The organism is Streptomyces sp. DT224 (genome assembly GCF_049844595.1).
Taxonomy (GTDB): Bacteria; Actinomycetota; Actinomycetes; order Streptomycetales; family Streptomycetaceae; genus Streptomyces.
In genome coordinates this window covers 101,894-124,983 of record NZ_JBNCLI010000004.1, presented here as the reverse complement: position 1 = coordinate 124,983, position 23,090 = coordinate 101,894, and the positions used below count along the sequence as shown (strand labels likewise).

Below are 23,090 nucleotides of genomic sequence, written 5' to 3'. Positions count from 1 at the left end.
CGTGGCAGCGAGACTCAAGGACGTGGCCGCGCTCGCCGGTGTGTCCGTCAGGACCGTCTCCAACGTGGTGAGCAACGCGGCGGCCGTGGCCCCCGGCACCCGGGCCCGGGTGCTCGCGGCGGTCGAGGAGCTGGGCTACCGGCCCAACCTCGCCGCGCGCAACCTCCGCCAGGGCCGCACGGGGCTCATCGGTGTGGCCGTCCCGGAGATCCACTCCCCCTACTTCGGCGCGCTCACGGGCCTCCTCATCGACGCGGCCCAGGAGCGCGGCTGGACGGTGCTCGTGGAGCGGACCGGGGGCCGGGCGGACCTGGAGCGGAGGCTGCTTGACGGCTCCGAGGGGCACCAGGTGGACGGCATGGTCATCAGCCCGTGGTCGACGCCCCCCGCCGAACTGGCCTCGCTCGCGGGCGGCCTGCCGCTTGTCGTGCTCGGCGAACTCGATCCGCACGGGTCCATCGACCATGTGGCCCTGGACAACGTGGCGGCGGCCCGGGACGCCGCCCGGCACCTGGTGGCGGCCGGCCGCCGGCGGGTCGCCGCGATCGGGCTCCAGTCCGCGCTGGGGCACGGCACCGCCGAGCTGCGGGCCGAGGGCTTCCGGCAGGGGCTCGCCGAGGCGGGGCTGAGCCCGGTCGCCGAGGTGGAGGTGGCGGACCTGCACCGGGCGGAGGGGGCGCGGGCGCTGGGTGAGCTGCTGCTCATGCCGGAGCGCCCGGACGCGGTGTTCTGCTTCAGTGACGAACTGGCCCTGGGGGCGCTGCGGGCGGCCGGTGAGCGGGGGGTGCGGGTGCCCGAGGAACTGGCACTGGTGGGCTTCGACGACATCGAGGACGGTCGGTTCTCCACGCCTTCGCTGACCACGGTCTCACCCGACCTGGCGCAGATCGCCGAGCGGGCGGTGCAGTGCCTGAGCGAGCGCGTCCTCGGGCGGCTGTCGGGGCTGGCGGCGCGGCGGATCGTGGTCCCGCACCGGCTCCTCGTGCGGGAGAGCAGCGGGGCGTAAGGGCCCTTCTCCGGGCAGCCGGAAGCTCCCGGCGGTGCGGGCCTGTGCCGCGCACCGCCGGGAGCGGTCCTGGGTGCGGGGAGGGCTTACGCCTTCCCGCCGTCGTACAGCGCGGTCACCTCCTGGTCGGTGAGCGCCTTGTCGTACACCTGCACCTGGTCCACGGAGCCGTTCCAGAAGTCGGTGTTGTTGCCCGACCACTTGGCGCGGCCCAGGGAGAGGGCGCCGCTGCTCATGTCGGCCGATCCGGCCGCGGCGGTGGCGGCGAGCTTGCCGTCCACGTACAGCTTGATCCGGTCACCGCTGCGGACGCCGACCAGGTGGTACCAGTGGCCGAGCTCCGGGGTCATCTCCGCACGGGCCCGGTGGGCGCCGGGGGTGGAGAAGGCGAACGCGCCCTGACCGTACTGGAGGTAGAACGGGTTCTCCTGGCGCCGGCCGTCCTGGCTGACGACGGTGGCGTAGTTGCCGGGCAGCGCGTCCAGGGACGCCCAGGCCGAGATGGTGTAGTCGCCGGTGGTGTCGACGACCGGGCCGTCGGTCTCCGCGTACTGGCCCTCACCGTTGAACTTCAGCGCCGAGCCGTGCACGCCGGTGGTCCAGGACGTGCCCTCGGAGAGGGTGAGGTCCTTGTGGTTCGGGCCGCTGTCGGCGGCCTTGGTGCCCTTGTTCTCGTCCAGCGACCAGGAGCCGCCGCCCTTGACCGGGGTGCGGGTGCCCGCGGCGGCGCCGGCGGCGATGACCTCCTGGTTGATCTTGCGGACCTGGGCGGCGTCGACCTTGATCTCGCGGCGGTCGTACGTCCAGAGGCCGTTGAGCTCGTTCTCCAGGTCGGTCACCTGGGTGTAGATGGAGCCGGAGAGTTCGGCGCCGGCCGCCTCCAGGTAGTACTTGCGGGTGTTCTCGACGTACTTGGCGGTCAGCGCCGCCTTGTCGGCGACGCCGCTGTAGATCGCGGTCGGGGCGCCGGGCCACATGTGGCCGGGCATCCGCAGGGTGAAGCCGCCGTGCTCGCCGTCCATCGCGGCGCGGTTGGCGTCCGGGAAGGCCGGGTCGGTGTTGTTGTAGTCGTGGTGGTCGATGATGTCGCCCTTGCCCGAGTCACCCTTCGAGTTGCAGCAGTTGACACCGCTGTGGGCGTTGACGATGCGGGAGGGGTCGGCGGCCTGGACCTTCTCCGTGATCTTCCCGGTCTCGGTGCGGTCCCATTCGCCCCAGCCTTCGTTGAAGACGATCCAGGAACCGATCGAGGGGTAGTTGTGGAGCTGCTCCATCTCCTCGGCACCCTGATCGATGAAGGCCTGGTGGCCCTTCTCGTTGGTGAGGTTGCCGGATACGAAGTCCTGCCACACGAACAGACCGAGCTGGTCGGCGTGGTAGTACCAGCGGGCGGGCTCGACCTTGATGTGCTTGCGCACCGAGTTGAAGCCGAGGTCCTTCTGCGCCTTCAGGTCGAAGACCAGCGCGTCGTCACTGGGCGCGGTGTTCAGGCCGTCCGGGTAGAAGCCCTGGTCGAGCTGGGCGAGCGAGAAGAACGGCTTCCCGTTGAGGACGATCTTCTGGTAGCCGCCGACGTTGGCGATGCCGACGGAGCGCATGCCGAAGTAGCTGTCGACGGTGTCCTTGGAGCTGCCGTCCTTGAGGGTGACCTCCAGGTCGTACAGGTACGGGTCGTCCGGCGTCCACAGATGCTGCTTGGCGACGGGCAGGCTCAGGTCGCTGTTGGCCGGTCCGGTGACCGTGCCGACGACCTTGCCCTTCTTGTCGCGGGCGACGGCGGTGATCCGCGCCGACTTCGAGGCGTCCTCGGAGTTCACCTTCAGGGCCAGGCGGCCCTTGTCGATGTCCGGGGTGGTCGTCAGGGAGTCGACGGCCGCCGGGGCGACGGGCTCCATCCAGACGGTCTGCCAGATGCCGGAGGAGGCGGTGTAGAAGATGCCGCCGGGGTTGGCCGACTGCTTGCCGGTGGGCTGGTCGGGGCCGGTGGTGTCGGTGACCCCGACGACGATCTCCTGCGGGCCGCTGCCCTTGATCGCGTCGGTGATGTCGGCGGTGAAGGCGGTGTAGCCGCCGGTGTGCTCGGCGACCTTCTTGCCGTTGACCCAGACGGTGGCCTGGTAGTCGACGGCGCCGAAGTTGAGCTTCAGCCGGTTGCTCTTGCCGTGCTTGTCAGCCTTGACCGCCCAGTTCTGCGGGACGGTGACGAGCTTGCGGTAGAACATGTGGTCTTCGTGGCGCTCCAGGCCGGAGAGCTGCGACTCGACCGGATACGGAACGGTGATGCGCTCACCGAGCTTCTTGCCGAAGACGGGCTGCTCGCCCGCCTTGGCCCCGGCGAACTCCCACTGGCCGTTGAGGTTCTTCCACTTGTCGCGCACCTGCTGCGGCCGGGGGTACTCGGGCAGCGGGTGGTTGCGGTCGACCTTGTCGCCCCACTTGGTGGTGAGACGGTGCGTGGAGTTGTTGGTGGCGGTGCGGTTGATCTCCGGGACGGTCTCGCCGCCCGCCTTCAGGCCGCCCTCGCCGTCGTACGCGATCTTGACGCGCTGGCCCTTGAGCACGGCGGCGTCCAGCTTGACGACGAGTTCCTTGCCGCTGGGGGCCAGGGTGACGGACTTGACCGGCATCGGGGTGGTGTCGGCCTCGATGGTGAGGTGGTTCTTCAGGTCCGCGTAGTCGCTGACCTTGTCGTCGAAGACCGCGTGGAGCTCGGTGCCGTCGTCCCCGACGCTCAGCCCGACCGGGTAGACCTCGAAGTCGGCGGGCGGGGTGAAGGCGGACTCCGGGACGAACTGCCTGGCCAGGTTCGGGCTGGACCAGCGCAGGAACATGTTGGCGCCACCGACGTCCTGGAACATCTCCAGCTTGAACTCGTGCGGCTCGCCGGCCTTGAGCGATATCGGCTCGCTGGTCTGCTCGTTGTCCCAGTCCGGCTGCCAGTGGTCGATGACGGCCTTGCCGTCGATGAAGAGCCGGAAGCCGTTGTCGCCGCTGGCGGCGAAGGTGTAGTCGCCGTCCTCGGGGGCGGTGATGAAGCCGGTCCAGCGGGCGGTGGTGTTCTCCGTCTGACCGGTGGTCGACTCGAACGTGCCGGTGAGGCCCGGGAAGTTGATGTTCGGGTCGAGCGAGACCCCGCCCAGCTTGTCGAAGTCGCGCGCACCCGGCGCGGACATGCTGAAGTACTCGCCCTTCAGCCCGTGGACGGTGGTGGCCGGGTCGCCGGCCTTGAAGGTGGTCGAGGCGGCGCTCGCGGGGGCGGCCGCTGCGGCCGGGACGAGCGTGGCACCGAGGGGGATGAGCAGTGCGGCGGCGCAGGCCGCCGTCCTGAACAGAGCGCGGGGGTGGGGCGTTTGTGGTCTCAAGGCGTCGTCCTGTCGAGAGAGCTGAAGTGCCTCGAACCTGTGAGGCACAGCACACAATCGAACATTGAGCCACAGCACCAAACGCAAAACAACAGTCGTGCGCGAGGTTTTTTCAACGATAGAAAACACGGCCGGCGCGAGCCCCGCAAGGGAGCACGCAGACCGCCCCCTTCGCACACCTTGGGTGCGAAGGGGGCGGCCGGGTACGAAAGGGCAAGCCCTGAGGGCGGGTCAGATGGCGTAGCCGTAGGGGGCGGGGGCGTGCACCGTGCCGTTCAGCGCGCGGGCCGCGTCCCGGGCCCAGGAGGGGCTGCGCAGCAGTTCGCGTCCGAGGAGGACGGCGTCCGCGCGGCCCTCGCCGAGGATCTTCTCGGCCTGCTGCGGCTCCGTGATGAGGCCGACGGCCGCCACCGGCAGCGAGGTCTCCCGCTTCACACGCTCGGCGAAGGGCACCTGGTAGCCGGGGCCGGTGGCGATACGGGCGCGGGGCGCGTTGCCGCCGGTGGAGACGTCGAGCAGGTCCACCCCGTGGTCCCGCAGGAGCGCCGCGAGGCGCACGGTCTCGTCGGCCGTCCAGCCCTCGCGCTCATCCTCGGGATTCTCGGTGAGCCAGTCCGTCGCGGAGACGCGGAAGAAGACCGGCAGCTCCTCGGGCCACACCTCGCGTACGGCGTCGACCACCTGGAGGGCGAGGCGGACGCGGTTCTCGAAGCTGCCGCCGTACTCGTCGGTGCGGTGGTTGCTGTGCGGGGAGAGGAACTGGCCGATGAGGTAGCCGTGCGCCCCGTGCACCTCGGCCACCTGGAAGCCCGCGTCCAGGGCGCGGCGGGCGGCCCGGCGGAAGTCGTCCACGACGCGCGCGATCTCGTCGGCGGTCAGCTCGTGCGGGACCGGGTAGCCGTCGTCGAACGGCAGCGGGCTGGGGCCGACCGGGGTCCAGCCGTGCTCCTCGGGGCCGACGGGGCCGCCGCCGGTCCAGGGCGCGGCGGTCGACGCCTTGCGGCCCGCGTGGGCGAGCTGGATGCCGGCCACGGAGCCGTGCGCCCTGACGAAGTCGGTGATCCGGCGGAACGCCTCGGCCTGGGTGTCGTTCCAGATGCCGAGGTCGGCCGGGCTGATGCGGCCCTCGGGGCTGACGGCCGTGGCCTCGGTGAGGATCAGGCCGGTACCGCCGGTGGCGCGGGCGGCGAGATGGGCGAAGTGCCAGTCGTTGGGCACACCCGTCCCCGGCCCCTCCACCTCGGCGCTGTACTGGCACATGGGCGCCATCCACACCCGGTTGGGTACGACAAGCGACCTGAGGGTGAAGGGCTCGAAGAGGGCACTCACGACGGACTCCGTTTCGCCGGGTACGGAAGGATCGCTAGTACGATACATCCCGTAGTACGACGCCCGTCAAATTACGACCGCCCCCGTACAAGCGGTCCGCCGTTCCGCGGAGTCCGGGTCAGCGGGGTTTCAGCGGATACGAGCTGCGGCCGGCCGCCTCGTCTATCTCGTCGTGGGCCTTGGTCAGGAGCTTCATGGCCAGTTCGTTGAGCGCGCGGGCTCCGGCGATCTCCTCCCCGACCCGGGGCTGCTCGGCGTCGGAGGGGTGGCGGCTGGCGTAGCCGTGGGCGCGCACCTCCTGTCCGTCGGAGAGCCGCACCAGGGCGGCCGCGCGGGTGCGGTGGGTGTCCTCCTCGAATGCGAGCTCGATGTGCCATCCGACAGCGGTTCGGGTCATGGGGTTCCACCTCCGGAAGGTCTCCCTTCCAGGGTGCGCCCGTTCGCGGTCCGCGCGCGAGCGGGTGGCCCTCGTCAGGCGCCCGGCGGCCGGCCCCGGCGCCGGAGCGGGAGGGAGGCGTCGGCGTCGTACATCTGGTTCCAGCCGCGGCCCGCCCCGGAGGTCCAAGTGACATGGGCGGTGCCCCCGTCGACCCTGACCGCCTCCACGGTCATGGCGCGGTCGCCGTCGCGCACATCGCCGCGGCGCAGTTCCCCCGCCCTGACGGTGACGGGGTCGGCCGGCCCGCTCTCGGCCTCCTCCGCCGCCAGGGCGAGAGCGGCGGCCAGTTCCCGGGCCCGGGCCGGGGTGCACAGGAAGGTGTGCTCGCCGGACGGGACGGCGACCGTGATCCCGACCTCCGCCCCCGCGGGGGCGACCTCCAGGATTCCGCCGTCCCCGTGCTCGTCCGTCATCGTGCGCACCTTCCCGTGTACGTTCCGTGCTCCGGGCTCAGTCCAGCCGGAGGCTTTCCGGCGGGCCCAGGTAGCTCGGTTCGAGGCCGCCGGTGTCGATCACCAGGTTCTGGAGGACCACCGTCGGGTCGACCATCCAGAATTTCAGCACATGGACCCCGGGACCGGTGATGCGGTGGACCGTGCCGGTGATGTTGACGTTGTCGGAGGTGTGCCGGGCCCACTGGGGGTTCATGGTCCCGTCGTCGGCCCCCGTCGCCTTCGTGACGTTCACCCGCTGCGGGGCGGCGTCGTCGAAGGAGACCGCGTACGTCAGCCCGTCGGTCGGCAGCGGGTTGTTACGGGGCGAGAGGTACGCGTACACGGTGACCGGCCCGGTGGTGAAGAGGCTGACCCGGTACTCCAGGCGCGGGCTCCGGCCGCCGGGCGTCCGACGGGCCGCGGTGACCGGGAAGGGCTCCATGCCGGCACCGGTCCGTCCGATGTCCGGGATGCGCTGCCAGCCGATGCCCCCGCCGCCGACCGCCCGGTGGTAGTGGTCGGCCTCGATGGACACGTACCCCCCGGCCTCCACGAAGCCGCCGAGCCGGGACCGGGAGAGCGTCGGGCGGTCGGCCACCGCCGTGACGGTCACCTCCGCCCCGTCAGGACCGGTGACGGTGACCGGGACGCGGGTGACGCCCCGGGGCGCGCGGTCCCAGTCGACGCGCAGCGTGATCCGGTCCTGCGTGGTGACGCGGCCGCGCACCCGGTCGGCGGTCAGCCAGGACGCTCCGGTCCGCACCCGGTAGTCGAACGGGTCGCGGCCCCGGCTGAACACCTCGATGTACTGCGCGGGCCGGGTCTGGTACGGGCTGAACACCGGCAGCACGGCGGGCGCGGTCTCGTGCGGCCACCATGCGGTGGAGCCGTCGACGGCGACGCCCATCCGGGCCCCGGCCGGCAGGTCGATGCGCTTGACGGCCGGGAAGAGCACGTCCTTGATGGCGACGTTGTCGATCTCGGGCTGCTGCCAGGGCGCGTTGGGCCCGTAGCGTTCGACGTCGCCGTAGTCGATGTGCGGCTGGGTCTGGAAGCCCTGCCACTTGCCGCCCGCGATCTTCTTGTTGAAGCGGTCGGCCAGGGCGAAGTCGTCGGCGAGCCGTGCCTCCGCGGTGGCCGCCAGCTCGTTGGTGAGGGCCCGGCCCTGGGCCGCGTAATGGATGTTGGTGAACTCCGCCTCGCGCAGCGCGTACAGGTTGGCGGTGGCCGCGACCTCGTAGCCGACCAGTTCGTACCAGGCGTCCTGCGCGGAGGCGGGCAGCCGGCGCCCGATCCGCCCGGCGCGCTCGCCGAGCAGGCGCCACTCCTCGGTGACGCGTTCCAGCTCGCGGTAGTGGACGAGGCTGAAGGGGGTCGCCCGGTCGTCGTAGACCACGGCCGAGCTGTCGGTCGCGGGGTCCTTGGCCGGGTCGAGGGTGATGCGGCGGTTGAGGAGTTCGGGCTTGCGGCGGGCCTGCAGCCGGGCGTACTCACGCAGGACGGAGGCGATCTCGGCGGCCTGCTTCTCGCCGAAGTTCTGCCGGGCGTACGTCTCCTCCCACTCCGGCAGCCGGTCCAGCGTCCAGCGCTCCGGGTTCCAGGCGTACTCCAGGAAGAACTGCGTGGGCAGTTCGTTGCCCTTGAGGTCGCCGACGTTGGTGACCCACAGGCCGTGGTTGCCGTACGCGGCGCACTGGTGGAGCTGGTCCCACATGTTGGGGAGGGAGGCGGTGTCGACCCACTTGTAGTTGCGGCCGACGCCCACGTAGTCGAAGTGGTAGTACAGCCCGTAACCGCCCCTTCTCGGGCCCTCGGCGGGGTCGGGGAGCTTGCGGATGTTGGCCCAGTTGTCGTCGGTGAGGACCACGGTGACGTCGTCGGGGACGCGCAGGCCCCGGTCCCAGTAGCGCTGGACCTCCTTGTAGAGCGTCCAGACCTGCGGGATCGTCGTGACGTCCTTGCCGGAGACCTCGGCGAGGATCTGCCGCTGGGTGGCGATGATCTCGGTCATCAGCTCGATGCCGTCGCCGTCGGGGAGGCTGACGTCGCCGTTGCCGCGCATGCCGAGGGTGACGACGCCCTCGAAGTCCTCGTCCTTCATCCGGCGGATGCCGTCCGCCCAGTACGCCTTGAGCGCGTCGGCGTTGCGGCGGAAGGACCACTCGCCGGTGCCGCCGTAGGGGTCGTGGCCGGGGGTGGTGATGTTGCCCTCGCCGTCGCGTACGGCGGCGACGGCATGCCGGTTCCACTCCTCGATGCCGCGCATCATGGGCGCCTCGTGCGAGGTGCCCATGACGACGCCGTACGCCTTGGCGGTGGCGTGGTTGAGCGGGTCGTCCTCGGCGAAGGCGCGGCCCCAGACAGCCGGCCACAGGTAGTTGGCCTTGAGCCGGAGCATGACCTCGAAGACGCGGGCGTAGAAGTCCGCGTTGAAGCCGCCCTCGAAGCCGGGTGCCTTGCCGGGGCCGAAGTGGGCGGGGGCCCAGGTGCCGAGCGCCGGGTTCTCGTCGTTGATGAAGAAGCCGCGGTACTTCACGGCCGGGGTGCCCTGGGTGTGCCGTCCGGGCAGTACGTGGATCTCGTCGCGGTGTACGGGGACGACGTCGTCCCACCAGTACCAGGGCGAGACGCCGATGCCGCGCGAGACGTCGTAGGCGCCGAAAATGGTCCCGCGCTGGTCGCTGCCCGCGATGACGAGTGCGCGCTCGACACCGGGCAGCGGGTTGTCGACGACGGCCTGGAGGCTGGTCTCCCACTTGCCCCGGATCGAGGAGACGTCGAGCCGGCCGTCGGCGACCAGCCGGTCGATCAGGGGGCTGCGGCCCACGGTGCCGACGATGGTGATCTCGCGGGCCTCGGGCACCGCCCCGTGCGAGAGGGCGGGGCGGACTCCGGTGACGCGCTCGATGTCGTCGCGGAGGTCGCCGGCGACCCTGACGACGCCCGGCCAGTCGCGGTCGCTGACCAGGACCGGTGCCGCCCGTCCGTGCCTGACCAGCGGGAAGCTGCCGCGCCGTGCGGTGAACGAGATGTAGGCGCCGGGATCGGTGGGCCGTGGCGCGGGGCCGTGTCCGGTGGCGGACGCCTCACCGGTCAGTCCGACGAGGGAGCCGAGGGGTGTGGCGGTGAGTGCGGTGAGCCCGAGGCCGAGGCCGAGGACCGATCTGCGGGTGGTCCGGCGGGACGTGCCGGGGCCGGAGGTGCCGGGGCCGGGGGTGTCGCTGTCCATCCTGCTCTCCTTCTCCGTACTCAGTTACGGCCGCCGGCGAGCAGCAGGTCGTCGCGCAGGGCGCTGTAGGCGGGCTTGGCCTTGTAGTCCTCGTCGAAGAGGTTGGCCGCGCCCTCGCCCTCGAAGGTGTCGGGCACCCAGGAGTACTTGTCGGTGAAGCCCCACACCGTGAAGTCGGTGCACTTGCGGGTGAGCAGGCAGCCGCGCAGCAGCACGTCGTAGCCTTCGGCCTGGGCCTCCTGCTTGGTGCTGTCGGAGGGCATCGGGACGCGGACGTCGGCCTCGGTGATCGCGGTCTCCAGGCCGAGGTCGTCGAACCGCTTCATGTTCTCGGCGATGTCGTGGGGCGCGTTGTACTGGACGGACAGGTGGCCCTGGATGCCGACGCCGTGGATCGGTACGTGCTGCTTGCGCAGCTTGACGACCAGGTCGTAGAGGGCGGTGCTCTTCGCGTTGACGCCCTCGATGTTGTAGTCGTTGATGAAGAGCTTGGCCTTGGGATCGGCCTCGTGGGCCCAGCGGAAGGCGTCCGCGATGTAGCCGGGGCCCAGCTTCTGGAGCCAGATGCTGTCGCGCAGGGTGCCGTCGTCGTTGAACACCTCGTTGACGACGTCCCACTGCCAGATGCGGCCCTTGAAGTGGCGGGCCTCGTCGGTGATGTGCTTGCGCAGGATGGCGCGCAGCTCGTCGGCGGTGAAGTCGCCGGTGGTGAGCCAGGCGGGCAGCTGGTTGTGCCAGAGCAGGGTGTGGCCGCGCACCAGCTGGCCGTTGGCGCGGGCGAAGTCGACCAGTTCGTCGGCCGCCTTCCAGTCGTACTGTCCGCGAGCCGGCTCGACGACCTCCCACTTCATGACGTTCTCGGGGGTGACCGAGCTGAACTCGCTCGCGGCCTTGGCGCGGTAGGGCGCGTCGTCCGCCAGGGCCGCCATGTCGACGGCGGTGCCGATGCGCACGCCCGACCGCAGGCCGAGGGCGCCGAGGGTGGTGGCCCGCGTGTCCTGGTGTCCGCGTCCGTGGTCGTCGTGGGCGAAGGCGTTGATGGTGCACGGGGCGAGCAGAGCGGCGGCGGCGGTGCCGACCAGAACGGCCTTGATTGGCTTGCGCATGACAGAAACCCTTCGAGAGAGCGCGCACGGCCGGACCCGGTGACCGGGGGGCGTGCGCGGGTGTGGGTGTTTCGAAAGTTTCGTGGAGCTCTGGACCGGGCGGGGGTGCTGCGGTAAGGGCCGCGGCACCCCCGCCCGGGGTACGGGTGCGGTCAGCCCTGTACGGGGGCGACCGCCGGCACGGCTTCGACCTCCGCGTCGCACACCAGCCGGCGCCGGTGATCCACCGTGCGCTCGGGGCCGGTCAGGCGCAGGTGCACCGTGTGCCGGATGTCCTCGGCACCGCTGGACGTGGCGAGCCGCAGCTCCAGCGCGCCCGGCTCCACGACGCGCCGCCCGCCGATCCCGGTGAAGGACACCAGGTCGGCGTGGAACCGGAAGCGCACCCGCGCCTCCTGGCCCGCGTCGAGCGGGACCCGGGCGTAGCCGATGAGCCGTGTGTCGGGCCGGGTCGTCTGGGCGACCGGGTCGTGCACGTAGAGCTGGACGACCTCCGCGCCCGCCCGGTCCCCGGTGTTGCGGACGGTCAGCTCGATGTCGGCGGAGCCGTCGGTGGGGAGCTCCTCCGGGGCGGGGGCGCCGGGCTCCCAGGCGAAGGAGGTGTACGTGAGGCCGTGGCCGAAGGGGTACAGCGGCGTCGGGTCCAGGTTGCTGACCCCGTTGGCGAGCCCGAGCGGCGGCTGGAGGTAGGTCCACGGCTGGCCGCCCGGGTGGCGCGGGACGGAGACCGGCAGCCGGCCGGAGGGGCTGACCCGGCCGGAGAGGACGGAGGCCAGGGCCGGGCCGCCCTCCTCACCGGGGAAGAACGCCTGGACCACGGCGGCGGCGCGGTCCGCCCAGCGGCCGAGCGCGTACGGGCGGCCGGTCAGCAGGACCAGGACGACCGGGGTGCCGCTGTCCAGCAGCGCGTCGAGCAGTTCGCCCTGCACGCCCGGGAGCGCGAGGTCGTCGGCGTCGCAGCCCTCGCCCGAGGTGCCGCGCCCGAACAGCCCGGCCCGGTCGCCGAGTACGGCGACGCACACGTCCGCGTCCCGGGCCAGGCCGGCCGCCTCGGCGATGCCCGAGGTGTCGGTGCCGTCCACCTCGCAGCCGGGGGCGCCGGTGACCGTGGCCCCGGGGAACTCGCCGCGCACCGCGTCGAGCACGGTGGGGATGTCGATGCCCATGGCGGTCTCGGGGTGCAGGACGCCGACGTGGCTGGGGAAGGAGTAGCAGCCGAGCATGGCGAGCGCGTCGTCGGCGCGGGGGCCGATCACCGCGATCCGCCCGGTCCCGGCGAGCGGCAGCGCCCCCTGCGGGTTGGCGAGCAGGACCACGGCCTGTTCGGCGAGCTCGCGGGCGAGGGCGCGGTTGCGCGGCGGGTCCAGGTCGATGGTCTCGCGGGCCTGCTCCGGGTCGGTGTCGCGCAGGAGCGCGGGGAGCGGGGTCCAGTCGGGGTCGAGCAGCCCGAGTTCGCACTTCTGGAGGAGGACCCGGTGCAGCGCGCGGTCGACCAGGTCCTCGGGGACCGTACCGGCCACGACGGCGGCGGCGAGTTCATCGCCGTAGCTGCGGACGGTCGGCAGTTCCACGTCGACCCCCGCGTGCAGTGCGAGGCGGGCGGCGTCGGCGCGGCCCTCGGCGACCTTGTGCAGGGTCTCCAGGAAGCCGATGGCGAAGTAGTCGGCGACGACGGTGCCCTGGAAGCCCCAGGTGTCGCGGAGCAGCCCGGTGAGCAGGGCGGGGTCGGCCGCCGACGGCACGCCGTCGATCTCCGCGTACGACTGCATGACGGAGCGGGCGCCGCCGTCGAGGAGGGCCATCTCGAAGGGCGGCAGGATGACGTCGGCCAGTTCCCTGGCCCCGGCCCGGACCGGCGAGAGGTTGCGGGCGCCGGCCGATGCCGCGTACCCGGCGAAGTGCTTGAGGGTGGCGACGATGCCGGCGGACTCCAGGCCCTTCACGTACGCGGTCCCGATCGTGGCGACGAGGTAGGGGTCCTCGCCGATGGTCTCCTCGACGCGGCCCCAGCGCAGGTCGCGCACGACGTCCAGGACCGGGGCGAGGCCCTGGTGGATGCCCACGGACCGCATGTCGCTGCCGATCCGGTGGGCCATCTCGGTGACCAGGTCCGGGTTCCAGGCCGCGCCCCAGGAGAGCGGGACGGGGTAGGCGGTGGCGCCCCAGGCGGTGAAGCCGGCCAGGCACTCCTCGTGGGCGAGCGCCGGGATCCCGAAGCGGCCGGCGCCCGTGATGGCCCGCTGGGCCCGGGCGAGCGAGATCGCGCCGACGGCGGGGTCGACGGGGGCGGTGCCGAAGGGGCGGGTCAGCTGACCGAGACCGCGCGGGATCAGCGCCTCCCAGTCGATGTCGTCGACCATCTCGTTCTGGTGCGGGGCGACCCCGTCCCCGTCGGCGTCGGCGCCCACCCAGATTCCGTACAGCTGGGCGGTCTTCTCCTGGAGGGTCATCCGGGAGACGAGATCGGCCACGCGCTCCTCGGGGGCGAGCGCGGGGTCCTGCCAGGGGCCGTCGACGGCGGTGGCCGCTTCGGTCCTGCGGGCATGCGGAACAGGGGGGTTTGCCATGGCGGCGAGGATTCCTCTCGAGAGTGCGGTGGTACGCGGCGGCGTGGGTGTGTTACTTGCCGCCCACCCCCATCAGTCCGTTGACCAGTGCCTTACGTGCCACGAGGTACACGGCGAAGATCGGTACGACGGAGAGCACGATCGCGGCGAGCACGGCCGGGATGTTCACCCCGAACTGGGACATGAAGTTGAAGAGCCCGAGGGTCAGCACGCGCTTCTCCTCCGACTGGGTCAGGATCAGCGGGAACAGGAAGCCGTTCCACGCCTGGAGCGCCGTGTAGATCGCGACCGTGCTGATGCCCGCCTTGGACATCGGGATCGCCAGCTGCCACAGCATCCGCAGCGACGAGGCGCCGTCCAGCGCCATGGCCTCGTACATCTCCTCGGAGACGTCGCGCATGGTTCCGCTGAGGATCAGCACCGCCACGGGCATCGCGAAGGCCGCGGTCGGCAGGATGATGGCCGGCAGGCTGTCGTACAGGCCCATCTTGGTGATGAGCAGGTAGAGCGGCACGATCACGGCCTGGGCGGGGATGGCGACGCCGAGCAGGAAGGTGCGGAAGGCGAGCCCGGAGAGCCTGCTGCGGGTGCGTACCGCGACGTACGCGACGGGGATCGAGAGGACCAGCACGATCGCCGTGGTCGCCGCGGCGACGATCGCCGTGTTGGACAGCATCGTGGAGAAACCGCTGTCCAGCACCGTGCGGTAGTTGTCGAGCGTCGGGTTGGTCGGGAGGGCCAGCGGGTCGCCGTTCAGCGCCTCGTCCTGGTGCATCAGCGAGGACGAGACCAGCGTGTAGAGCGGGACGATCACGAGCACGAGCCAGACCAGCGAGCCGAGGCCGGCCAGCGGGTTGCCCCACCTGCGGCGGCGCGCGGCGGTGGCCGGGCGGGTGCGGGTCAGGGGCCGTGCGGGGCGCGCCGCGGGGCGGGTGTCGATCGACATCGCGTCACATACCTTCCCGGGTGGAGCGCATGTTCCCGAAGCCGCTGAAGCGGACGAGGATCAGCGAGATCGCGGTGGCCACGACGACGAGGGCGGTCGCGATCGCGGCGGCGTATCCGAGGTCGTAGGTCTGGAAACCGGTGCGGTACATCAGGTACGGCAGGATGGTGGTGTCCGTCCCCGGACCGCCCTTGGTCATGATGAGCACGGTGTCGAAGTAGGTCAGCGAGCCGACGATCATCAGGACCGAGGAGGTCGTGATGGTGTTGCGCAGCTGCGGCAGGGTGATGTGGAAGAACTGCCGGAACATGCCCGCGCCGTCGATCTCGGCGGCCTGGTAGAGGACCTGCGGGATCTGCCGGGTGCCGCCCTGGTAGATCAGGGTGTGGAAGGGCATGAACTGCCAGCCGCCGACGAACGCCACGGTGAGCAGGGCGCCGGTGGACGAGCCCATGATGTTCGGGTCGATGCCGAACCAGGGCCCGATCTCCTTGATGACTCCGAAGTTGGGGTCGAGCAGCGCGTGGAACAGCATCGCGATGGCGGTGGTGGACAGCAGCAGCGGGATGAAGAAGATCGCGGACAGCACGGCGCGGCTGCGCTGCCGGCCGGCCGCCCAGACGCCGAGGAGCAGGGCCACCGGGGTCTGGAAGGCCCAGCTGATCGTGGTGAGGAGCAGGCTGAGCCAGGCGGCCTGGCGGAACTCGGGGTCCTTGAAGAGCCGGGTCCAGTTGGCCGTGCCGGCGGAGGTCGGGGAGTTCAGCCCGTCCCAGTGGCAGAAGGAGAGATACACGGCGATCGCCAGCGGGACGATCGCGAAGAGTGCGAAGAAGAGGATGCCGGGCAGCGCCCAGGCGACCGGGGGGCGGCCGACGTTTCCGGCGGCCGCCTTCCGTCCTCCGCGCACCTTCGGTGACGAGGAGACGTGCGACATCGTTACTTGACGGCCTTCATTGCGGCGACGAACTGCTCGGGCGTGGACTTGCCGGCGAACAGCTTGCTGATCTCGGTGAGCAGCGGGGTGGCGATCTTGGACTCCAGCGCCTGGTCCCAGGACAGGGTGAAGTCGGGGGCCTTCTGGACCATCTCGTACTGGTCGGTGGCGAACTTCGGGTTCGGCGATCCGCTCAGCATGGAGGCGGCGTTGGAGGTGGTGGGCACGTCACCGTTGTCCACGAGGGCCTGCGCGTAGGACTTGGAGGCCATGGCCTTGAGGAAGGCTATGGCCGCGTCCTTGTGCTTGGTGCGGGCGTTCACCGACCAGTAGTTGGTGGGGTTGCCCACCACGTCGGCCGGGTCGCCGACGCCGCCGGCGACGGTCGGGAAGTTCGTCCAGCCGAGGTCCTTCTTGGCGAACTCGGGCGCCTTGCCGAGCTGGGTGGAGTACTCCCACGAGCCCATCAGGTGCATGGCCGCCTTGCCCTTGTTGAGCAGGGTGGGCGCACCGCCGTTGCCGTAGTCGACGGAGTTGAAGTTCTTGCCGAACGCGCCGTCGTCGACGAGCTGCTTGACGGTCTGGGCGGTCTTCAGGACGGCCGGGTCGCCCCAGGCGGAGCTGTCACCGTTCTGGATCTTGCGGAAGACGTCGGGGCCGCCGATCCGGTCGAGCAGGTACTCCAGCCACATCAGCTCGGGCCACTTGTCGGAGCCGCCGAGGGCGAACGGCGTGATGCCCTTGGCCTTGAAGGTCTTGATGGCCTTCTGCAGGTCCTCCCACGTCTTGGGGACCGTGACGCCGTTCTCGGCGAAGAGGGTCTTGTTGTAGAAGAGCATCACGGGCTGCATCCCGCGCATCGGGACGCCGTAGACCTTGCCGTCGAGGCTGCCGGCCGTGACGATCGAGGGCAGGAAGCCGTCCTTCAGGGTGGCGTCGCTCTTGAACGTCGACGTCAGGTCGACCAGCTGGTTGGCCTCGACGTACGGCTTGATGGAGCCGCCGCCCCAGTTGAAGAAGATGTCGGGGGCGCTGGGAGAGCCCATGGCGCTGCGGAGCTTGTTGACGTAGTCGGTACCGGGCACCGAGACGAGCTTGACCTTGACGTCGGAGGTCTTGTTGAACTCCTTCACCGCCGCCTGCTGCACCTTCACCGCGTCGTCGCCGTAGACGTACGCGGTCAGCGTGCCGCCGCCGTCACCGCCGCTGCCGCTGTCCGATCCGCAGCCCGCCAGGACCCCCGCCATGACCATGGCCGCACCGGCGGCGGTCCATCTCGCCGCACGCTTGCCCTGAGTGAAAATTCCCGACCGCATGACCGCACCTCTGTCGAATCTTTCGGAGTTGCTTGCGAATGTTGCCGGAACCGTACGGTTGGGTTTCCGGCCAGTCAAGAGGTCGCGGACAGCGAATTTTTCGCCGGGGCTCTCGCCGCCGATGGGCCGCGGGGCGGTTACGATTCGCTCTATGAGCCCCGCAAACGTCCAGTCACATCAGGAGAATGCGCCTGCCGCAGCGCCGTCGGACGGCACTGCCACGCTGGCGGAAATCGCCCGAGCGGCCGGAGTCTCGGCTCCGACAGTTTCGAAGGTGCTGAACGGGCGTGCCGATGTCGCGCCCGGTACGCGCACGAAGGTCGAGGAGCTGCTGCTCCAGCACGGCTACCGCCGCAGACGCGGCTCGACCACGCAGTCGCAACTCATCGACCTGGTCTTCCACGAGCTGGACAGCGCGTGGGCCATGGAGGTCGTACGCGGGGTGGAGAACGTCGCACGCGAGGAGGGGCTGAGCCTGGTCCTCTCGGAGAGCGCGGGCCGCCTCAGCCCCGGGCAGACCTGGGTCGACGGGGTCCTGGCCCGCCGGCCGGTCGGGGTCATCCTGGTGCTGTCCGACCTCACCGCCGCCCAGCGCGCACAGCTCACCAGCCGCAGCATCCCGTACGCGGTGGTCGACCCGGCCGGAGACCCCGGCGACGACATCCCGTCGGTCGGCACGACGAACTGGCAGGGCGGTCTGGCCGCGACCCGCCACCTCACGGGCCTCGGCCACCGCAGGATCGGCGTGGTCAGCGGACCGTCCCGGATGATGTGCAGCCGGGCCCGGGTGGACGGCTACCGGGCCGCCCTGGAGACGGCGGGCATCCCGATCGACCAGTCGCTGATCCGCGAGGGCGAGTTCTCGCACGAGGCGGGGTACGCGGCCGGGATGGAGCTGCTGCGCTCGGCGGACCGGCCGACCGCCGTCTTCGCCGGCAACGACCTCCAGGCGCTCGGCGTGTACGAGGCGGCGCGCGAGCTGGGTCTGCGCATCCCGGAGGACCTGAGCGTCGTGGGCTTCGACGACCTGCCGCTCACCCGGTGGATCGGCCCGCCGCTGACCACGGTGCGCCAGCCCCTGATCGAGATGGCCGAGACGGCCGCCCGGCTGGTCCTCGACCTGGGCCGGGGCCGGCAGCCCGCCACGACCCGGGTGGACCTGGCGACGAATCTGGTGGTCCGCAGCAGCACCGCCCCGCCCTGCCGCTGAGCCGCGGTCCGCCCGGACCGGAACATTCCGGGCCGTGGTCCGGGCCGCTGTCAGTGCCGGGGTGCAGACTGACCGGTATCCGGCACAACGGCGTTTCGGGAGGTTCGGTCATGACCGGGGTACTGCTCACCGTGGGCACCCGCAAGGGGCTCTTCATCGGCCGCAGGCGCGGCGGCACGTGGGAGTTCGACGGGCCGCATTTCAACGCCCAGGCGATCTACTCGGTCGCCATCGACACCCGGGGCGGCAGGCCGCGGCTGCTGGTCGGCGGGGACAGCGCGCACTGGGGCCCGTCCGTCTTCCACTCCGACGATCTCGGGGCGAGCTGGGTCGAGCCGAAGACCCCGGCCGTGAAGTTCCCGGAGTTCACCGGGACCTCGCTGGAGCGGGTGTGGCAGTTGCACCCGGCGGGGCCCGAGGCGCCCGGCGTGGTCTACGCGGGCACGGAGCCGGCCGCGCTCTTCCGGTCCGAGGACGGGGGCGAGTCCTTCGAGCTGGTGCGTCCGCTGTGGGAGCACCCGACGCGTTCGCGGTGGGTGCCCGGCGGAGGCGGCGAGGGGCTGCACACGATCCTGACCGACGAGCGGGACGCGCGCGCCGTGACGGTCGCGGTCTCCACCGCCGGGGTGTTCCGGACCTCCGACGGCGGCGCGAGCTGGGCCCCGGCCAACAAGGGGGTCTCGGCGGTCTTCCTGCCCGACCCGGACCCGGAGTTCGGCCAGTGCGTGCACAAGGTCAGCCGGGACGCGGCCGACCCGGACCGCCTCTATCTCCAGAACCACTGGGGCGTCTTCCGCAGCGACGACGCCGGGGGCCACTGGACGGACATCGGCGCGGGCCTGCCCTCGGACTTCGGCTTCGCCGTGGCCTCCCACCCGCACCGCGCGGACACCGCGTACGTCTTCCCGATCAACGCCGACGCCGACCGGGTGCCCGCCGAGCACCGCTGCCGGGTCTTCCGGACCACCGACGCGGGCGCCCACTGGGAGCCGCTGTCGGCGGGCCTGCCCGAGAGCGCGCACTACGGCACGGTGCTGCGGGACGCGCTCTGCACGGACGACGCGGACCCGGCCGGGGTCTACTTCGGCAACCGCAACGGCGAGTTGTACGCGAGCGCGGACGACGGGGACAGCTGGGAGCAGCTCGCCTCGCATCTCCCGGACGTGCTGTGCGTACGGGCGGCGGCGGTCGAGGTGTGAGCGCGTTGCGGAGCCCCTTTACGGAAGCCGCCAGTCGACCGGCTCGGCGCCCTGGGCGACGAGGAGTTCGTTGACCCGGCTGAACGGCCTGGAGCCGAAGAAGCCGCGGTCGGCGGACATCGGGGAGGGGTGGGCGGACTCGATGGCCGGCAGGTCGCCGAGCAGCGGCCGCAGATTGCGGGCGTCGCGGCCCCAGAGCACGGACACCAGTGGCTTGCCCCGGGCGGCCAGGGCACGGATGGCCTGCTCGGTAACCTCTTCCCAGCCCTTGCCGCGGTGCGCGCCGGGCGAGCGGGGCGCGGTGGTCAGCGCCCTGTTCAGCAGCAGTACGCCCTGGCGGGTCCACGGGGTCAGGTCGCCGTTCGACGGCCGGGGCAGCCCGAGGTCGGCGTTGAGCTCGCGGTAGATGTTCTCCAGACTGCCCGGCAGCCTGCGGACGTCCGGGGCGACCGCGAAGCTCAGCCCGATCGCCATCCCCGGTGTGGGGTACGGGTCCTGACCGACGATCAGGACCCGTACGTCCTCGAACGGCTGCTGGAACGCGCGCAGCACGTTCGCCCCGGAGGGGAGGTAGGTGCGGCCGGCCGCGACCTCCGCGCGCAGGAAATCGCCCATCGCGGCGATGCGCCCCGCCACGGGGGCCAGGGCGTCGGCCCAGCCGGGCTCGACTACTTCGTTCAACGGTCGCGCTGTCACGGAAGATCACCCTACCGGCGCAACGCGGTGCCCCGGGGATAGGGTGCTGCCCGTCCCTCACCTCTTCGCCCCCGGGAGCCGGTCCATGACGTCACACGGCCAACCGGGCGCCTTCGTCCTCGGCGTGGATTCGGGCGGCTCGGGGCTCCGGGTGGCGCTGGGCACGGCGGAGGCCGACGCCCCGCTGACGACCGTCGCGTGCGGCGGTCCGGTGCGCACCGGATCGCGCGGCATCGACGCCGCGCACCTCCTGGAGCAGGTGCTGCCCGCCGTACGCGGCCTGCTCGACGAGCACGGCCCCGGCGGGCGGATCACCGCCGCCGCGGTCGGCGCCGCGGGGATGGCCACGCTCGGCGACGAGCTGCGCGCCGAACTCCCGGGCGCCCTGGCGGACGCGCTGGGGGTCCGCCGGATCGCGCTCGCGGCGGACGCGGTGACCGCGTACGCCGGCGCGGTCGGGCAGCGGCCCGGTGCGGTGGTGGCCGCGGGCACCGGCCTGATCGCGCTGGGCACGGACCTGACGCGGTGGCGGCGGGCGGACGGCTGGGGGCACCTGCTGGGCGACAGCGGGGGCGGTGCCTGGATCGGGCGGGCCGGGCTCGACGCCGCGATGCGCGCGTACGACGGGCGGCGCGGCGGTTCACCCGCACTGCTGGCCCGGCTGGAAGCGGTGTTCGGGCCGCCTCAGGAGCTGCCCGGTCTGCTCTACCCGCGCACCGACCGGCCCGCGCTGCTGGCCTCGTTCGCACCGGAGGTGGCCGCGTGCGCGGACCGCGATCCGGTCGCGGCGGGCATCCTGTGGGGAGCCGCCGCGCACATCGCGGAGGCGGCCGCGGCGGTGTGCCCGGAGGCGAAGGCGGACGAGGACGCCTGCGAGGTCGCGCTGACGGGCGGGCTGTTCCGGATGGGCGAACCGTTGCTCGTACCGCTGCGCGAGGAGCTGGCACGGCTGCTGCCCCGGGCACGGGCCGTCCCCGGTTCGGGTGATCCCCTGATCGGTGCGCTGCGCATCGCCCAGGCCCTGGACGCCGGAGGGCTCAGGCTGCCGCACCACCCGACGCTGCTCTGCGTTCCGGCGCCCGGGCCCCGCCCGTAGGGCGACGGGCGCCCGGACGCTGACAGCAGATCAGGGCAGTCGCCCGGTAAGCCGCTGATCGGATAAAAGCGGACAGAGGCCGCTCGACCGGACCCTCCCCGCGCGGGGCGCCGTCCAAAACCAGTAGCATGCGGCGCCATGAGCACCCCCACTGGGCCCGCTTCCGGCCTGCCTGTACGAATGCCGCGACCTCGCCAGTCCGGACGGCACCGCCGCCCGGAGCCCGTGGTCGCACCCGAGGGCGCTGCCGCGCTCGTTCTCGCCGTTCCCGGTACCCCCTCCTCGACGAGCCGCGCTCTGGCCGAAGAGGTCATCAGCATCGCCCGTTCCGAGCTGCCCGGTCTGAACGCCCTGATCGGTTACGTGGACGGGGACGGCGCCGAGTACCCGGCGCTGGCCTCCGTGATCGCGCATTCCGCCGCCGAGCGCACCGCGCGCTACGAGCAGGCGCTGGCCGTGGGCCGTGAGGTCGCCGAGCCCGAGGGCCCGGCCGCCGTGGTGGTCCCGCTGCTCGCGGGCCCGGACAGCTCGCTGGTGCAGCGGATACGCCAGGCGATCACCGACAGCGAGGCCCCGGCGGAGCTGACCGACGTGCTCGGCCCGCACCCGCTGCTGGCCGAGGCGCTGCACGTCCGGCTGTCGGAGGCCGGGCTGGCCCGCGCGGACCGGGCCAGGCTCTTCACGGTGGCGACGGCCGCCGACGGCATCGTGCTCGCCACGGTGGGCGGCGAGGAGGCCGTGCAGGCGGCGGGGATCACGGGCATGCTGCTCGCGGCCCGGCTCGCGGTGCCGGTGATGGCCGCCGCGCTCGACGTGGAGGGTTCGGTCGCCGCGATCGCCGATCAGCTCAAGGGCTCCGGCTCGCTCCAGCTGGCCGTGGCGCCGTACCTGGTGGGCCCGGAGGTGGCGGAGGGCCTGCTGGACTCCGCGGCCAAGGAGGCCGGCTGCGCGAGCGCCCAGCCGCTGGGCGCGTACCCGGCGATCGGCAAGCTGGTCCTCTCGATGTACACCTCGGCCCTCGGGATCGTTCCCGCGGTGGCCCAGGGGGCGCAGGCCCGCTGACCCCTTCGGCATGCGTGAGGCCCCGGCCCGGACGGCAGTCCGGCACCGGGGCCTCGCCGGTTTTCAGCCGAAGACCACGCAGGACGCGGCCGGGGCCTCCAGGGTGCCGTCGTGGCGCGGGACACCGGTCTGGGGGTCCACGGTGAACCAGGCGACGTTCCCGCTGCGCTCGTTGGCCGCGTACAGCCGGTGCCCCGCCGGGTCCAGCGCGAGGTCGCGGGGCCAGTGCCCGCCGCAGCCCACGGTCGTGACCAGGGACGGCTTCTCACCGCTCGCGTCGAGCGCGAGGACGGAGATGCTGTCGTGGCCCCGGTTCGCCGCCCACACGAACCGGCCGTCGTGGGAGACGACGACCTCGGAGGCGTAGCTCTCACCGGTCACGCCCTCGGGGAGCACCGGGGTCTCGCCGAGCGGTTCCAGGACGCCGGCCGTGGCGTCCCAGCGGCACACAGTGAGCGTGGGTTCCAGTTCGTTCAACACGTAGGCGTGGCGGCCCGAGGGGTGGAAGGCCAGGTGGCGGGGGCCGGTGCCGGGGCGCAGGGCCGTCTCGCCGTGCGGGCGCACCTCGCCGGTGGCCGGGTCGACCGCGCAGACCCGTACCGAGTCGGTGCCGAGGTCGACGCTGAGCACCCAGGCCCCGGAGGGGTCGGGCAGGACCTGGTGGGCGTGCGGGCCCTCCTGGCGGTCCGCGACCGGCCCGCTGCCCTCGTGCGCGAGAACCGCCGCGACGGGGCCGAGGGTTCCGTCCCCGGCGACGGGCAGCACGCTGACGCTGCCCGAGCCGTAGTTCGCGGTGACCAGATGGCCGCCGGCGAGGGTGAGGTGGGTGGGGCCGTCGCCGTCCACCGCCCGGACCTCGCCGAGCGGACGGGGTTCGTCGGTGGTGACGTCCAGGGCCGCCGCACCCCCCGGCTCGGTCTCGCTGACCGCGTACAGGACCGTGCCGCCGGCGCCGAGCGCCAGGTAGGAGGGGTCGGGCACGGCGTCCGTGGCCCCCAGGACGGTGAGCGCGCCGGTCTCCGCGTCCACGGCGGCGACGGTGACGCCCCGCCCTCCCGCCGAGGTGAACGACCCGATGAATGCCCGTACCGCTCCGCTGCTGCTGTCCACCGCTGCTCCTCCCCGCCGGCTCTGCGCGGCGGACGTGGCCGTCGTGATC

17 protein-coding genes are annotated in these 23,090 nt (G+C 72.0%); 5 read left to right on the top strand and 12 right to left on the bottom strand.

Features of this window, described 5'->3' with window-relative positions; translation table 11 throughout:
- The first annotated feature begins 1 nt into the window (after position 1).
- The gene (locus tag ACLQ2N_RS10895) at positions 2–1,006 is read left to right on the top strand and encodes a LacI family DNA-binding transcriptional regulator (RefSeq protein WP_425811515.1); all 1,005 of its coding nucleotides are present in this window, start codon (positions 2–4) and stop codon (positions 1,004–1,006) included.
- 86 nt (positions 1,007–1,092) lie between these two features.
- Here ACLQ2N_RS10895 and ACLQ2N_RS10890 read toward each other — a convergent pair whose 3' ends face one another.
- From ACLQ2N_RS10890 to ACLQ2N_RS10845, 10 genes are all read right to left on the bottom strand, one after another.
- Complete coding sequence (locus tag ACLQ2N_RS10890) at positions 1,093–4,368, bottom strand: LamG-like jellyroll fold domain-containing protein (protein ID WP_425811513.1); 3,276 nt, start codon at positions 4,366–4,368, stop codon at positions 1,093–1,095.
- A gap of 231 nt (positions 4,369–4,599) precedes the next feature.
- Positions 4,600–5,697, bottom strand: coding sequence for an NADH:flavin oxidoreductase/NADH oxidase (locus tag ACLQ2N_RS10885; protein WP_425811511.1), 1,098 nt, complete (start codon positions 5,695–5,697; stop codon positions 4,600–4,602).
- A gap of 118 nt (positions 5,698–5,815) precedes the next feature.
- A complete protein-coding gene (locus tag ACLQ2N_RS10880) occupies positions 5,816–6,094 on the bottom strand; it encodes a DUF1876 domain-containing protein (RefSeq protein WP_425811509.1) in 279 nt (92 codons plus the stop codon).
- Between the two features lie 74 nt (positions 6,095–6,168).
- Positions 6,169–6,549: a hypothetical protein gene (locus ACLQ2N_RS10875; RefSeq protein WP_425811507.1), complete on the bottom strand. Its 381-nt coding sequence runs from the start codon at positions 6,547–6,549 to the stop codon at positions 6,169–6,171.
- 37 nt (positions 6,550–6,586) lie between these two features.
- Positions 6,587–9,799, bottom strand: a complete 3,213-nt coding sequence (locus ACLQ2N_RS10870; RefSeq protein WP_425811505.1) for a glycosyl hydrolase 115 family protein — start codon at positions 9,797–9,799, stop codon at positions 6,587–6,589.
- Between the two features lie 20 nt (positions 9,800–9,819).
- Complete coding sequence (locus ACLQ2N_RS10865; RefSeq protein WP_425811503.1) at positions 9,820–10,905, bottom strand: endo-1,4-beta-xylanase; 1,086 nt, start codon at positions 10,903–10,905, stop codon at positions 9,820–9,822.
- Between the two features lie 152 nt (positions 10,906–11,057).
- On the bottom strand, positions 11,058–13,472 hold the full coding sequence (locus tag ACLQ2N_RS10860; RefSeq protein WP_425811501.1) for a glycoside hydrolase family 3 N-terminal domain-containing protein: 2,415 nt from the start codon (positions 13,470–13,472) through the stop codon (positions 11,058–11,060).
- 52 nt (positions 13,473–13,524) lie between these two features.
- The gene (locus ACLQ2N_RS10855; RefSeq protein ID WP_425811499.1) at positions 13,525–14,418 is read right to left on the bottom strand and encodes a carbohydrate ABC transporter permease; all 894 of its coding nucleotides are present in this window, start codon (positions 14,416–14,418) and stop codon (positions 13,525–13,527) included.
- A gap of 4 nt (positions 14,419–14,422) precedes the next feature.
- A complete protein-coding gene (locus tag ACLQ2N_RS10850; RefSeq protein ID WP_425811497.1) occupies positions 14,423–15,352 on the bottom strand; it encodes a carbohydrate ABC transporter permease in 930 nt (309 codons plus the stop codon).
- A 2-nt stretch (positions 15,353–15,354) separates the two neighbouring features.
- On the bottom strand, positions 15,355–16,605 hold the full coding sequence (locus ACLQ2N_RS10845; protein ID WP_425812348.1) for an extracellular solute-binding protein: 1,251 nt from the start codon (positions 16,603–16,605) through the stop codon (positions 15,355–15,357).
- 214 nt (positions 16,606–16,819) lie between these two features.
- On the opposite strand from ACLQ2N_RS10845, the gene ACLQ2N_RS10840 reads away from it, so the two are divergent.
- Together ACLQ2N_RS10840 and ACLQ2N_RS10835 are read left to right on the top strand one after the other, a co-directional pair.
- Positions 16,820–17,878 (top strand): LacI family DNA-binding transcriptional regulator, encoded by a 1,059-nt coding sequence (locus ACLQ2N_RS10840; RefSeq protein ID WP_425811495.1) that lies wholly within the window; start codon positions 16,820–16,822, stop codon positions 17,876–17,878.
- A 110-nt stretch (positions 17,879–17,988) separates the two neighbouring features.
- Positions 17,989–19,077: a WD40/YVTN/BNR-like repeat-containing protein gene (locus tag ACLQ2N_RS10835; protein ID WP_425811493.1), complete on the top strand. Its 1,089-nt coding sequence runs from the start codon at positions 17,989–17,991 to the stop codon at positions 19,075–19,077.
- Between the two features lie 18 nt (positions 19,078–19,095).
- Here ACLQ2N_RS10835 and ACLQ2N_RS10830 read toward each other — a convergent pair whose 3' ends face one another.
- Positions 19,096–19,773 carry a uracil-DNA glycosylase gene (locus tag ACLQ2N_RS10830; protein WP_425811491.1) on the bottom strand — a complete coding sequence of 226 codons (678 nt, stop codon included), beginning with the start codon at positions 19,771–19,773 and terminating at the stop codon, positions 19,096–19,098.
- Between the two features lie 85 nt (positions 19,774–19,858).
- Here ACLQ2N_RS10830 and ACLQ2N_RS10825 point away from each other — a divergent pair, with 85 nt between their 5' ends.
- Positions 19,859–20,869, top strand: coding sequence for an N-acetylglucosamine kinase (locus tag ACLQ2N_RS10825; protein ID WP_425811489.1), 1,011 nt, complete (start codon positions 19,859–19,861; stop codon positions 20,867–20,869).
- A 138-nt stretch (positions 20,870–21,007) separates the two neighbouring features.
- Positions 21,008–21,931 (top strand): sirohydrochlorin chelatase, encoded by a 924-nt coding sequence (locus ACLQ2N_RS10820; protein ID WP_425811487.1) that lies wholly within the window; start codon positions 21,008–21,010, stop codon positions 21,929–21,931.
- Positions 21,932–21,994: 63 nt separating this feature from the next.
- On the opposite strand, the gene ACLQ2N_RS10815 is transcribed toward ACLQ2N_RS10820, so the two are convergent.
- Complete coding sequence (locus ACLQ2N_RS10815) at positions 21,995–23,041, bottom strand: lactonase family protein (protein ID WP_425811485.1); 1,047 nt, start codon at positions 23,039–23,041, stop codon at positions 21,995–21,997.
- Between the last annotated feature and the right edge of the window lie 49 nt (positions 23,042–23,090).